The organism is Muricoccus nepalensis (assembly GCF_006438825.1).
In the GTDB taxonomy this organism is placed as follows: domain Bacteria; phylum Pseudomonadota; class Alphaproteobacteria; order Acetobacterales; family Acetobacteraceae; genus Roseomonas; species Roseomonas nepalensis.
This window is the reverse complement of record NZ_RCZP01000046.1, coordinates 23,574-36,147: the sequence shown is the minus strand read 5'-3', so window position 1 is coordinate 36,147 and position 12,574 is coordinate 23,574. Positions and strand designations below refer to the sequence as shown.

Here is a 12,574-nt window from a genome sequence, read left to right as displayed (position 1 = left end):
TGCTCATCGACGTCGAGACTGCTTCTCCAGCAACTACGATAGCCGCCAGCAGTGATCCGAACACAGGCGGATTGTACTCTTGCACAACGGGGAAGAGACTCACGGTGAGCGTACCCATGCCAGACAGGCGCTGAACATCAAGTTCTACGCTCGTGAGCAACCCCGCAGTACCTACGGTGAGCGTCTGCACCGGGTAGTAGACCATGCGCCAGGAGGGATCTTCGCCTACGTACAGGCTAGCGCTGGAGGGAGGAACCGCATTCACTTGATCCAGCGTTGGCGCGGCGTGGGCCGATCGTACGGCACTAGGCAACGAGAGACCAAGGGCAAGCACCGCAACCTTTATGATCCTCAGGATCGACTTGGTTGACTTGCTGGCGCAAATCGTTGGATCGGCCACTTCGTCTTCGTCCTTTACGGAAGGCATCAACGGCGAGGCGGATGCCCTCGCTGTTCCACACCTCAGAGAACCATTCAACTAAACCAGGTCTCGCAATTTACGTGCCTTCCAAAATAAGTATGAATTAGCAATGAGATGCGCGGCAGTCCACGATGCGTTGCGAGAGCGATGTAAAAATTTTCGACCAAGCAAGTGGTCATCAGACCTGCCCCGTCAGCGCCCGCCGGACCCCTCGAGACATGGTTGCACGTCGCGCTCTGGAGAGTAGAAGGCCGGCAGGGCGCGCGACAGCCGCCTTGAGCTGAGCCAAGTCGCCGTCCCGAAGCACCGTCTGTCTCAGGAGCACGGCTGCGAAACAAGGCCTGTGTTGCTGATTGAGATTTCTTATGCTCTGCAGCAGGCCTCTAATTGGTCGGAGAAAAGAGCTGATGGCTAAAGCCCCGCCCCCACCCCCTTCTGCGCCGAAGGTGCCAACCGTAAGCCACAAGAGCGATCATGGCAGCGGAGTAGGCGCGTCGAAGGCTCCCCCGCCGCAGAAGTCAGCGCCCGTGCCGCCCACTACCGGAGTGAAGGGCACGAGCCAGCCCATTAAGCGCGGTTAGAGCTAAAAATCGCGACCGCTCCGACAATAGGGGCAAGGACCAGGAAAAGGTAAGCAAGACGCAACAAGTGCGCGCATTGCTCAATCCCTTCCTGGTCCTCCCTAATCCTTTCGGCTGCGCCTCTCGCCATTGCATCCAGAAACTGCAACTCGGTGTCGTACGGCGGCTCAAGAAACCACTCGATTTCCCAAGAAGCTGTGCCCCATTGCCGTGGCCAGATTACAGCGATAGCGCATACCGCCGAGGACACCGTACAAGCAGCGGTCAGCACAACTGCAACGACTTCCTTCTCAGTCACGAGGGCTGCTGCCAACGCCAACGATGCTGTAACCGTCCACCCAAGCAGAGTGGTTGCCCGCGTCATGATGCCTGCAAGAGCTTCGGACTGGGATTTGATTTTGGCCTCTGCTTGTCGAACAGCCTCTTTGGTGGACCAGTAGAGTAGATCAGGACCCATCTGCCCGACTTCGATGTCACCAGGCCGATCGGGCTCAGACGGCGTGCACTCCATAGCTTACAATCCTACCCGCGCCGCAGCGTTGTCCACGAAGAGTGATCCGCGCCGGATATAGCCGCGCAGCACCGGTAGCGACTTGTGCCGGCTCTGGTTCTGGATGTGCGCTTCAGGGACTCCAGCACGCGCTGCACTGGTGATGAATCCGCTGCGCAGCGAATGACCGGAGAAGGCGGCGGGATCGTATCCGGCAGCCTGAACCGCGGCTTTCACTGCGAGCGCTACATCGCGGTCCGACAGGCGAGCAGCGCCCAACTGTCCGTGCCGGTTCACGCTGCGAAAGATTGCCCCCGTCTCAATGCTTGCCGCCGCTAGCCAAGCGCGCAGAGCGAGAACTGGGCACGTCCGCTCCGAGCTGCCGGTGGGAATGGCAATCTCTGTTCCGCGCCCCTCAGTGTCGGTCTTTGAGCGGCACAGGTTGAGGATCACTCCCTCGGCCACGAAGGCGACGTCGGCCACGTCCAGCGCCACCAGCTCCGACCTGCGTAGAGCCGCAGCGAAGCCGATGAGGAGGAGAGCGCGGTCGCGTGCGGCGCGGAGGCTGGGGCGCCTCGCCAGCGCGTCCACGGCATCACGGATCACGGCCGAGATCGCCGCGGACTTTTTCGTTGGCGCCGTGCCATGGGTGCGGCGAATGCCTTTCATCGTCTCGCGGATAGCGGGGTGCCCCGTGTCCAGGCGGTGACCGGCGAGGCGGTGCGCCTGGCCAATCGCAACGAGGCGGATGGAGAGGCTGGCGGCCTTGTGCGTGTTGGCGCGCGCCGCGAGGAAGGTGCCGACAGTCTCTGGCGTAGCAGGCAGGGAGGAGCGCCCCTCGATCGTGCACCAGGCAATGAAGTCCTGCCAAGCTGCTCGATAGGCGCGGCGCGTGTTCGCGGCCGACGCCTCGCGCGCATAGTCCAGCGCCTCAGCGGAAAGGCTGGCAGCATTTGTTTGGATCTGCGCGGCCGCGGCAGGGACGATGGCGGATGTCATGAGTTCTCAGTCAGCCTGACGGGGCCAGGGCTCGCGCTTGATCAGGCGGTACGTGGGATAGGTAGTGTCGTTCCAGCTATCCATTTCGTAGCGACAGACGACGCAGTTGAAGCTGTCCTTGTCACGCACCGGCGTCTTTACCTGCCGCACCTCGTAGCACGAGCCGCACTGCGAGCACTTCTCCTCGGTTGGAGCCGAGGTGCCCCAGGTCTTCACCATGCGAAACTCCCTTTGCGTCTAACATCCGATAATTCACTGTTGTCGGATACCAGAAAAGTTAACGAAAGGGGAAGAGAGGGATTGCACAACACGTTCTTTGCAGCCATAGTTCGATGCGATGTCGCTGATCGGAACAGTCAACGTGCGGATGGCGGCGGAAGCGAAGTTCCTGCCCGCCTCCGTCCTGCGCATCCTTCGCGTCCTGCGAGACGCCGGTCTGATCCCAAAGGGAGAGGTCGGCGGAGCACAGCACAATAGCCACTTTGATTGTGGCCACCTTGCCTATGTCCTTCTCTCCTTTGCTGCTCATCAGTTGAGTGATGCGGCCCTCACCGCGGCCGCTTTGGGCAGTATGAGGATGTTTGCCTCCGCGCCTGGAGGGGAGCCGCGTGAGCCAGGGCAGTGCCTTCACGACGCCGTGGCTCAGGCGGTTGACGATGCGGGACGCTGGACCTTGGCCCACAAGGGCAGCACTGAATTGTTGGTGTGGCCCGAAAGGGTTCCGCTCACCATCGAGTTGTCGATGGACATGCCCCAGTCAGGGAAAGTGGTCTGGAGAGAAGACCGGTACGACTACTATATCCCGCAAGGATTTGGGGCGGACGTAGGGGGCGTCGTCCGAAAGACATACCTTGATCGCCGCATGATCATGGCGGCAGGCGACCTTTGGGCTGACACATTGAGCCGTCGTGGCAGCCTCCCCCTTCCGCCGACCAGCACCCCCGCTGTTAGCGAGGTCAAGGACGGCAACGGTGTTTTTCCGACCGAGGGAGGTCCGCAAGGGACCAAGTCTGAAACGGAGAACGGCGCCAACGGAGCCCTGCCAGGGGCCACCGAGGCGCCGTCCAACCATGATGTCCAGCCCCGCACCAACGGGACCAGCTGTTCGCACAGCTGCGAATTTAGAGAGACAGAGAGTGAACCACAAGTCCGCTCGCGTCCTCGGCTGGGCATCTCCACGCAATCGTTTGCGAGCCGGCCGCGCCGGCTAGGAGAACAATCCTATGCCATCCCCTTCGCCTGACGATCCGATCTTTCTGCCCCAGTACCTCCGCGAGGCACGCGAGAATGCGGGTGCCCTCGGCCTGGACCCTGAAATCTTCGAGGGCGTGACCTACAACCACGTCCGCAATGCTGTAATCAACGGGACGGTTCCCGCCGAGAAGCTTGGCCGGGAATGGATCATCCGACGCAAGCATCTGGCCGAGGTTGCCTCGGTTCTGGGTTTGGGAGCCCGGCGTAAGCCCAGCCGGCCCCGCAAGGCCTCTTCGCCCTCCAACGCGGTCGCGGCGGCCTAAGGCCCTAAATGCGACCACCCGCCTACAGCCGGACCAAGGCTGAAAGCGGGTGGGGCGAAGCTACTGAACGCGGACCTTGACCAAAAACCCATCAACGCCCGTGTTATAGTAGTTTAGTCCCAGGTTGCAAGGGCTTTTGAGCCGCCGTCCCTAAAGGGGCGGACGATGCCACACACCCTCACCCTGCCAGCAGGGACCAACACTCGGCTTCACATCCTCTCCGAGCCCCAGGCTCAGGGCAGACCTTTCGCCGTCATCGTCGCCCCAAGCGCCGAGCTGGCGACGCCGGATGCTTTCTTCAGCTCGCTGACGAAGCCAGGCGGTGTGGCGGCCATGCTGACGCACGACCCCGGGGTAAGTCGGACCGATCGAACCGGAGAACAGCTCCTCGCAGCCACTCTGGATGTCGGCGGGGTTGTCCTGATGGGATTCGTCCGTCTGGCCGATGCGATGGGAGCGCAGGCCAAGCTTCGCAAGATAACGAGCGCCGGGGGTGCAGCATGAGCGCCCCCTCTCTGCAGTCTGGTGCCATCCCAGCGAACAGGGCGACGCGTTCGATCTGCACTGGCGAGTGGTGGCAGGCCCCGGCGCTCCGCGCTGATCGGCACGGTGCCCGCGTCGCCGCAGTCGCGCTGCTGGCGCGGGGGCTTCCCCTCAACGCCTGCCAAACCGTTCGCCTCCTCGACATTGCCTGCACCTGGAGGCGCGGCCGCGCTGGATGGTTGGCGCGGGATCTCGCCCTCCTCGGCGCGCTCCGAGCCCTTGCGGATCGCGGTGGGTGGGTCTTCGGTCGTGGCGGCTGGGTCTGGTGTGGCCCTCGGCGGGAGCGGGACAGGTGAGCCCCGCCGTCCAGATCAAGCTGGCGGTCCTGCACGATTTGCCGAACGAGGACGGATCGCCCCGCGGCGCGCTGGTTCTCCCCCCGACCTCGGCCGCCACCGCTCGCCGGCCTTTGCTGCTGCTCTTCCCCACCGTCGCTGCTGCCGCAGCCGAGAAGGGCCGGATGGAAGGAGGTCGCCGTGGGTGAGGTGATCCCTTTCCCGAGCGGGCCTTACTTCGACGCTCTGATACTCCGCCTGAGGCGGACCTTTGACGAAGCGGCGGCCGAGTGGAAAGCGCGTGGCGCGTCCGCTCGCTACCACGACCTTCGCGACGATGCTGATCGCACCGTGGCGGCCCTAATCCGAGCAGGGCTGCCTAAACAGGCAGTCCTGCTGCGCACCCTCCGGCGGAAGGGGGATCGCTCATGACCGCCTCCTCCTCCAGCATCGAGCGCGTGACCGTCCGGGAGATCCGGCCAGGTTTTGCTTATGCCTCCATCCGGCTCCCCGGCGTGTCGCTGGCAGGCATCGAGGCGAGCCGTGACGAAGCTGGTTGCGTCACGCTGCGGTGCCCGACCCGACGCGATCGGCAGGGGCGCGCGTGGCCTAGCTTCAGCCTGCAGCCTGGCGCCCTGGAGGCCGCCACTACAGCTATCGCGGCGGTTTGGCCGCCCTCCCGGTCGGGAGGCAGTGGTTGACAGAATCCCTCCTCGTCCTCCGCACGGTCCCGACGCCGGCCGGTGCTCCGCGCTTCGCCACGAAGCGGTGGGCGTGGAATCTCACCAGTAGCGACTGGCGCAAGATCAGCTACGACGCGGGCGCCAGCTTTACCGCGCACGAACGGCCGGTTGCATCCCTCGCGGATGTGGCGGCGCTGCTGGAGAAGGTTCGGCTTGACCCGCAAGCCTTCATCGTTCGCGGCGAGCTGCTTCCCGAGGCGCGCGCGATACTGGAGGAGAACCCGAAGCATCGGTTCCGGCGCGCGAAGAAGGTCAGCCGCACCGGCAAGCTCCCGACGTTGGGCGAGGTGCCACGCCGCTGGCTCATGATCGACGTCGACGGGTGGCCGCTCCGGCAGTCAGACGATCTAGCCGACGATCCGGAGAGCGCGATTGAGGCAGCAATCCACGACCTTCTACCTGAGTGCTTCCACGATGTAGCGTGCTGGTGGCAGCTATCGAGTTCCGCCGGGTTCGTGGCCGGCGTTCTCAAGGTGCATCTGTTCTTCTGGCTGGCAGAGCCGATCAGCAACGACGACCTGAGGCTCTATCTTCACGTTCATGCACCGGCCGTGGACCGGGCGCCCTTCAACGCAGCTCAGCCGCACTACATCGCGGACCCCATCATCGAGGGCGGGCACGACCCGCTGCCTCGCCGGACCGGATGGGTGAAAGGGCTCGAGGAAGCGGTGACGCTGCCCGCGCTGGATCTCGATGCGCTGCGGGCTACCGTGCAGAAGCGGCGCGAGAAGGTGGCCGCCGGCGCTGGCTTGGACCCCACCGCGGCCCGTACCGTGGCGGGCGCGCTGGCGCTGCTGGGTGATGGCGAAGGGCGGGAAGGCTGGCACGCACCCTTGCGCCGCGCCACCCTCCTTTATGCGCGCCAGACGCCGCCGCAGAACCGGGATGACCAAGCGGTCAAGGGTGCCTGCCGCGCCGCGATCCAAGCTGCTGCTGATCGGGAACCGGGGGAGCACAGCGCCGCCGACCTCGCGCGCTTTGGATCCGATGCTTACCTGGATGCGCTCCTTGATGGAGCCTTCGTCTGGGTTGACGCGAACAAGCGCGAAGTCCCGGAAGGTGTGGCGCCGCACCATGAGGCTCCGGCGCACGATCTGACCGAAGCACGCGGCGAGATGCACGATCGCATTGGCACCTTCATGCTGGACGCGGCGAGGTGGCGCGCAGCGCCGAAGGGCGCGAAGCCGCCGCATCTCGGGCTCGCGGTCGACGTGGGGGCCGGCAAGAGCCGTGAGGCTCGCATCGCAGCCGTTGACTGGGTGGTGGCGGCCAAGGCTGCCGAGCAACCCCACCGCACGCTCTGGCTGGGTCCTACGACGAAGCTCAACGTCGAAGCGGAAGAGGCCTTCGCCGCCGAGGCGGAACGCCAGGGAGTGACAGTGGCGGTGCATCGCGGGCGCGAGCGGGACGACCCGCTCAACCCCAACGCTCAGATGTGCCTTGATCTGGATGCCGTGAAGCTTGCGACCTCTGCCGGCGAGGTTGTGGAAACGGCGGTCTGTGGCGGGAAGAAGGAGGGGGCTCCCGCCTGCCCTTTCCGACATGGCGAGAACCAGTGTGGCTATTACCGGCAAGCTGCGGCGGTGGGGGCGGCGGACATCGTTATCGCCACGCACGAGGCCGGCTTTCACACCTTGCCCGGTGGCATCCAGAAAGGCCTTTCGCTGACGATCCTGGACGAGGCGTTCTGGCAGGATGGCCTCAAGACTGGCCGCACCATCGCGGTTGATGTGCTGACAGACGGACTAGGGAACCATCCCGTCCTCGCTAAAGCAGGTGGCGGGCGCCAGGTCCCTGACTACGACGCCACCGACGCCCTTCTGACCGCTCGGACAAAGCTGCAGCGTGCTCTCGAGGCTGCGCCCGAGGGTTATGTCCGGCGTGAGGCCTTGGACGCTACCGGCCTGTCTGCGGCCGAGTGTGGCGCGGCGCGCGGACATGAGTGGAACCGGCGGATCGAAGGGTTACAGCGGCCCGGCATGTCGGCCGAGGCGCGGCGCGAGGCTGCGGAGCAGGCCGGAGTGAATGCCCAGGTGGCCCGCTGGGCGGCCATGTGGACCGTCATGGCGGACCTCCTAGCCAGCGGCAACGAGGCGACCGGACGAGCCGAACTCCTGTGGAGGAAGGATCGCGAGGGCGAGCAACGGTGGAGCCTCAGCCTCAACACCATCTCCGAGATGATGGGGGCCATCCACGAAGCGCCTGTCCTGCTGTTGGACGCCACCATGCCGGCCGACCTTGTACGGGCCTATCTGCCCCGTCTGGAGGTGCCTGAGCCGGTGCGCGTGAAGGCGCCCCATATGGAGGTGCGCCAGGTGCGCGGCGGATGGGGCAAGACCACGCTCCTCCCCGGGCGGATGAAGGTCACGCTGGACGAGAACGGGAAGCCGGAGAACCTCCCGCCGATACTGGCCAACCTGCGCGACTTCGTGGCGGGGGAGACCTGCGGGGAGCGGTCTCTGGTCATCACCTACGAAGATGCGGAAGCAGCCTTCGCCGGTCTGCCCGGAGTTGAAACAGGGCATTTCAACGCGGTTGCTGGCATCGACCGCTGGAAAGACGTGCGGCACCTCTTCGTCATCGGGCGGCCACGCCCCCGATCCGATCAGGTGCGGGTCCTGGCCGCTGCTCTCACGGGCGAGCCGGTAGAGGTGGCCGAGAGCCAGCGCGAGACGCGAGGAGTCCGGCTGACGGAGGGCAGGAGCGGCACCGTGGAGGTTCGCGCCTACGCGAACCCGGCCGCCGAACTGGTTTCGACCGCGATTACGGACGCGGAGATTGTGCAGGGCATCGGCCGCGCCCGAGGGATTAACCGCACCGAACAGGACCCGGTGCGGGTCTGGCTCTTCGCCGACGTGGTGACTCCTCTCTTGGTGGACGAGCTCCTCGACTGGCGCGACCTTGCGCCGGGGTCGGTGGAGCGCATGGCCTGCCGTGGCATCTTCCTCGCCAGCCCCTCCGACGCTGCACGGGCTTATCCTGACCTCTTCGGCACCGTCGAAGCGGGCAAGAAAGCCTTCCAGCGGTGGGGAGTCGAAAAGGGCGAGGTTGGGGACATTCCCCTAAGATTAGTTACTCTAAGGGGAATGTCCCCAACCTCGGGTGTCTGGGCCTTCACCTACCGACCCAAGGGAGCAGGGCAGCGGACGCAAAGGGGGTGGGCTCGAACCGAGTTCGACCCTGAGGACGTTTGGCGGTTCCTGGAGGAGCGTTTGGGCGAGCTAGCGGCCTTCACGCCGGAGGATCGGCCTGAGCCTGAGCCGCCCCGCCCTGGCCCCCCGGACGCCCCCTCAGTGCCGTGGCCAAGTATCGGCCGGAATGTCCCCCCGAACGCGTCAGGCGGCCTTCCGGGCCTTTCTGAGGTGGGACTGAGCCTGCCCCCGTCCCGGTCGCCGGTACTGGCGGAGGATTTACGACCACAGACCGGCCTGCCGCCACGAAAGCCAGGCGCCTCCGCGGCTGTGAGAGCGGCGCCCCCGAGTGCTGGGGCGGCAACATGGAACCCAATTGGAGGAGGTGGCGGTGGCTGAGACGAAAGCAGTGACAACGAAGGCGGCAGCGAAAACGAAGTCCCCAGCCAAGCCCAAGGGCGATGGCTTGGATGGGTTGCGCAAGGCGATAGCGGCCGTCGACGTCACCGAGAGTGGCGCCTTGGATGTGAACGATGTGGACAACGCATTCGCTGAGCTGGGCGGGTCGAAGGTAGCCGCGTTCAATCTGACCATGTTCGCGGAGGTGGTTTCCTCGATGCACATCGAGGGGGCGGAGGGCACTGAAAAGCGCCAAGCGAACGTGCTTCGGGCGACTAAGGCCGCTATCGCTGCCATCGCAGCCTTCAAACCGAAGGATGAGATCGAGGGCATGATGGCGACACAGGCCGCTGCGATGCACTTCGCGAGCCTGGAATGCTTTCGTCGCGTGGTGCAGCCCGGCCAGACCTTTGACGCGACCTCGAAGCTGCGCCGCGATGGCGCGAACCTGGCGCGCGGGATGACGGACATGGTGGAGGCACTGAACCGGAAGCGCGGCAAGGGTCCGCAGGTGGTCAGGGTCGAGCGCGTCATCGTCCAGGAGGGCGCGCAGGCCATCGTAGGCAACGTGAGCGGCGCTCCAGCTGGAGCGCCGGCTGCTCTGGATGCATCCGGCTCAATACCGCCGGTGACAGTGCCTGGCGTCGCTCAGAGGGTGGGGGGAGGAGATAGGGGGTGAAGTCGAATGTTCAGAAGGACCCCATGGACCCGAAGCAACCAGCTCGCCCCTGCACGGCTCGACTTGATGCTGCTCCCCGCTGTGGAGCTCGGGCGCGCTCCGGCGAGCCATGCCGTGCACCGGCCATGCGCAATGGCCGCTGCGCCTTCCACGGCGGCAAGAGCACCGGTCCCCTTACTGCCGAGGGGCTGGAGCGGATCCGCATCGCTCGCACTCGACACGGCAGGTCGTCGGCGGAGGCGGTCGCTTTCCGTCGGCGGATCGCGGAGCTAAATCGGGAAGCGCGGGCGGTGACGGCATTCCTGCGAGGCAGCTAAGGGCTCGGCCCAGGCTTCTGCCGCGATGATAATTGATAGAGTCCACCCGCAGCGATGCCGGTTGGGGCCGTCCCGGAAGTCCATAGGTCGCCGGAGCAGAGCGCCCTGATTTGGGGCGCGGCGCGGAGAAGGCCTGTGGACCCTCCAGGGCGGCTGGCGCTGACCTCTCCGCTCCGCCTGCCCTTCAGCGTCGTTCACCTGGGCGCTGCGCCGCAACCTTCCGCCCCAAAAGAAATGACAAGCAGTCCCGTTGCTATCTCTCGTGAACATTAAAGAACAATAGGAGAGCCGATTAAATAATTACAAAGAGAAAGCCAGCAACGAATTTTTGCTGTACCTCAGCATTTCGATTGAAACTGAATATATGCCCATCTATTGTTGATTTATGGCGCATATAAAGTCGAGTTATGGCGCAGATGCGGTCGAGATGGTCCGGCAATCAGTGCCGGAATCAACTGGCCTTGGCTCCGCGCTCCGAAAGGTAGGGCCATCCTCGCGGGCTCGCGTTCTCGGCCGAATGGATCTGCGGAGCCGCGAAGCTCGGCTTCTGCGCCGGTTTCGGGCGGAACTGACGGAGCATGTTGGGGGCAGTCCCAGCGTCACGCAGCGAGCGCTGATCGAACGCGCGTGCTGGCTGAACCTCCACCTGGTCAAGCTCGATCGGAAGGCGACCGAGGGCGACACCACGGCCCTTCCGGATAGCGGGCGGTACCTGGAGCTCTCTCGCGGCCTCTGCGACGCGCTGCGGATGCTGGGCTTGACCCCTCACGAGCACAAGGCGGCGCCGGCCACCGATGAAGCCGTGCCCACTCCGGCGCCTGCGTCCACCAGCACAAAAGGAATCACCCCTTGACCAACACTCTCCCCACCCTCGCGGAGGAGACGGCGCGACTGGTGGACAGCGCCGCCCTCCGCACCGCCGATCATGAGCGGGAGGCGGTCGGCCAGCGGCTGCAGGAAGCGACGGCCGAGAAGCTGCGTGCTGACGATGCCGCTGCCGTGGCCCAGGCGAAGTTGGACCGTGCTCTCAACGGCGAAGCTAGCCTGGACCTGGCGCAGGCACACGCCGAGGCGGAGGAAGCGGCGCGTGCCGCACGGTTGGCCGGGCTGGTGGTGGAGGAGGCACAGAAGGCCCTCATTGACCGGGATGACGTGTATCGCCGCGCCCGTGGCATCGCCTTCCAGCCCCTGTTCGCGGCCGGCATCCAACGCCGCCTGGACGCCGCCCAGCGGGCCGATGAGGCGCGGGCGATGCTCAGCGCGGCGGAGGCGGAGTTCACTCTCGCCACGCGGATGCTCGAGGCGGCGCGGAGCGGCGGCACCTTCCCGCTGATCCAGGACTTCGGCTCGGTGCTCGGCACCTACGACGAGGAACTGCGGCGCTGGACCGGCGACCGGAGCGTCCACGGTAACTGGTGGACGGGCTGGAAGCAGCTCACGGGCACGAAGGTGCCCGCATGAACGTCATCGAGAGCCTGTTCGCCGGATCGTCATTCGTTCGGGATCGGCTGGTAGTGCCGGCCGAGCTGCTGATGACGGACTTCGCCCACCTGTTCACGGTGCGTGACGGTGTTCTCCTGGCGGAGGATCGCCACGGGAACGCAATTTACAGCCCGAGCCGACCGGGCGAGCGCGCCTCCTTTGAGGAGGCCATCGAGATCCTGGTGAACGCGTCGCCTGATCGCGACGAGCTGCTGCGACAGGAGGTCGCCTCGGGCGGGAAGGCTATCACCCGCGCCGAGTTCGAGAGCATGCCGGCTGCCACACGCGCCGAGCACTTCCGCAGCGGGGGCACGGTCCATGACTGACCCTCGCCGGCGCCAGCTGATGGACCCCCGGACCCTCGAGCGCATCGGCCTCGCCCTCGGCCGCCCCACCTATGACCCCTTGGCAATCTGCCGCGCGCTCTGCGCCACGCCGACGCAGGCAACGCTGGTCGCTGCGACGATGGGCTTTCTCCCCTCTGCCGCGCAGGCGGCGACGATCATGCGGGCGCTGGGCGCTCCGCCTCCTATCCATCCCCTCGCGCTATGCGAAGTGCCCTCGGAGACGAAGCACTGATGCCGACTGTGGAGATGCACTCCGAGGAGTCGACGACAGGCGGTGGCGGTCCGGCGACCGCGCCAGCGGCCACGCCAAAGCCCTCCGCCGATGAAGTGCGGCGCGTCACAGACGCCCGTGGCCGCGTGATCGGCTGGAAGCGGCTTGGCTATCTGGAGGAGATGCGCCTGGCTGACTTCCTCGGCCCGCAGACCTCCAACGTCGATCGCTACATGGGGCCGGCCACGATCGCCTATGCGGTGACGGAGATTGACGGGGAGCGGCTGCCGAAGCCGATCTCCCGCCTCCAGCTCGAATCGCAGATACAGCGGCTTGGCAATGAGGGAATGGACGCGCTTCTCGGCGACGCCCGGCAGATGGCTACCGAGGGCGGGGAGGCGGCCAACGAAGTGGACCGGGCAAAAAATTGAGTAGGCGC

The 12,574-nt window shown here is 65.5% G+C and carries 15 protein-coding genes; 11 read left to right on the top strand and 4 right to left on the bottom strand.

What is annotated here, in order from left to right:
• The 4 genes from EAH89_RS32260 to EAH89_RS26450 all read right to left on the bottom strand — a co-directional run.
• Positions 1–400, bottom strand: a 400-nt coding sequence (locus tag EAH89_RS32260) for a hypothetical protein (RefSeq protein ID WP_206667687.1), incomplete at its 3' end; no start/stop codon positions are given.
• A gap of 588 nt (positions 401–988) precedes the next feature.
• Positions 989–1,513 (bottom strand): hypothetical protein, encoded by a 525-nt coding sequence (locus tag EAH89_RS26460; protein WP_140886701.1) that lies wholly within the window; start codon positions 1,511–1,513, stop codon positions 989–991.
• Positions 1,514–1,516: 3 nt separating this feature from the next.
• Positions 1,517–2,491: a site-specific integrase gene (locus EAH89_RS26455; RefSeq protein WP_140886700.1), complete on the bottom strand. Its 975-nt coding sequence runs from the start codon at positions 2,489–2,491 to the stop codon at positions 1,517–1,519.
• A gap of 6 nt (positions 2,492–2,497) precedes the next feature.
• Positions 2,498–2,710: a hypothetical protein gene (locus EAH89_RS26450; RefSeq protein WP_140886699.1), complete on the bottom strand. Its 213-nt coding sequence runs from the start codon at positions 2,708–2,710 to the stop codon at positions 2,498–2,500.
• A gap of 118 nt (positions 2,711–2,828) precedes the next feature.
• Between EAH89_RS26450 and EAH89_RS26445 the strand changes: the two genes are divergently transcribed.
• From EAH89_RS26445 to EAH89_RS26395, 11 genes are all read left to right on the top strand, one after another.
• Entirely contained in the window at positions 2,829–3,734 is a 906-nt protein-coding gene (locus tag EAH89_RS26445; RefSeq protein ID WP_140886698.1) for a hypothetical protein, read from the top strand.
• Positions 3,715–4,008 carry a hypothetical protein gene (locus EAH89_RS26440; RefSeq protein WP_140886697.1) on the top strand — a complete coding sequence of 98 codons (294 nt, stop codon included), beginning with the start codon at positions 3,715–3,717 and terminating at the stop codon, positions 4,006–4,008. Before EAH89_RS26445 ends, EAH89_RS26440 begins: the two co-directional genes overlap by 20 nt.
• Positions 4,009–4,173: 165 nt before the next feature.
• Positions 4,174–4,512: a hypothetical protein gene (locus EAH89_RS26435; RefSeq protein WP_140886696.1), complete on the top strand. Its 339-nt coding sequence runs from the start codon at positions 4,174–4,176 to the stop codon at positions 4,510–4,512.
• 331 nt (positions 4,513–4,843) lie between these two features.
• Positions 4,844–5,035 (top strand): hypothetical protein, encoded by a 192-nt coding sequence (locus EAH89_RS26430; RefSeq protein WP_140886695.1) that lies wholly within the window; start codon positions 4,844–4,846, stop codon positions 5,033–5,035.
• A gap of 488 nt (positions 5,036–5,523) precedes the next feature.
• Positions 5,524–9,099: a hypothetical protein gene (locus tag EAH89_RS26425; RefSeq protein WP_140886694.1), complete on the top strand. Its 3,576-nt coding sequence runs from the start codon at positions 5,524–5,526 to the stop codon at positions 9,097–9,099.
• Positions 9,092–9,778, top strand: coding sequence for a hypothetical protein (locus EAH89_RS26420; protein WP_140886693.1), 687 nt, complete (start codon positions 9,092–9,094; stop codon positions 9,776–9,778). Before EAH89_RS26425 ends, EAH89_RS26420 begins: the two co-directional genes overlap by 8 nt.
• 23 nt (positions 9,779–9,801) lie before the next feature.
• Positions 9,802–10,095 carry an HGGxSTG domain-containing protein gene (locus tag EAH89_RS33220; RefSeq protein ID WP_140886704.1) on the top strand — a complete coding sequence of 98 codons (294 nt, stop codon included), beginning with the start codon at positions 9,802–9,804 and terminating at the stop codon, positions 10,093–10,095.
• Between the two features lie 849 nt (positions 10,096–10,944).
• Positions 10,945–11,556 (top strand): hypothetical protein, encoded by a 612-nt coding sequence (locus tag EAH89_RS26410; protein ID WP_140886692.1) that lies wholly within the window; start codon positions 10,945–10,947, stop codon positions 11,554–11,556.
• Positions 11,553–11,903, top strand: coding sequence for a DUF6651 domain-containing protein (locus EAH89_RS26405; protein ID WP_140886691.1), 351 nt, complete (start codon positions 11,553–11,555; stop codon positions 11,901–11,903). The genes EAH89_RS26410 and EAH89_RS26405 overlap by 4 nt, the downstream gene beginning before the upstream one ends.
• Positions 11,896–12,156, top strand: coding sequence for a hypothetical protein (locus EAH89_RS26400; RefSeq protein WP_140886690.1), 261 nt, complete (start codon positions 11,896–11,898; stop codon positions 12,154–12,156). The genes EAH89_RS26405 and EAH89_RS26400 overlap by 8 nt, the downstream gene beginning before the upstream one ends.
• The gene (locus tag EAH89_RS26395; RefSeq protein ID WP_140886689.1) at positions 12,156–12,566 is read left to right on the top strand and encodes a hypothetical protein; all 411 of its coding nucleotides are present in this window, start codon (positions 12,156–12,158) and stop codon (positions 12,564–12,566) included. The genes EAH89_RS26400 and EAH89_RS26395 overlap by 1 nt, the downstream gene beginning before the upstream one ends.
• Positions 12,567–12,574: the final 8 nt, after the last annotated feature.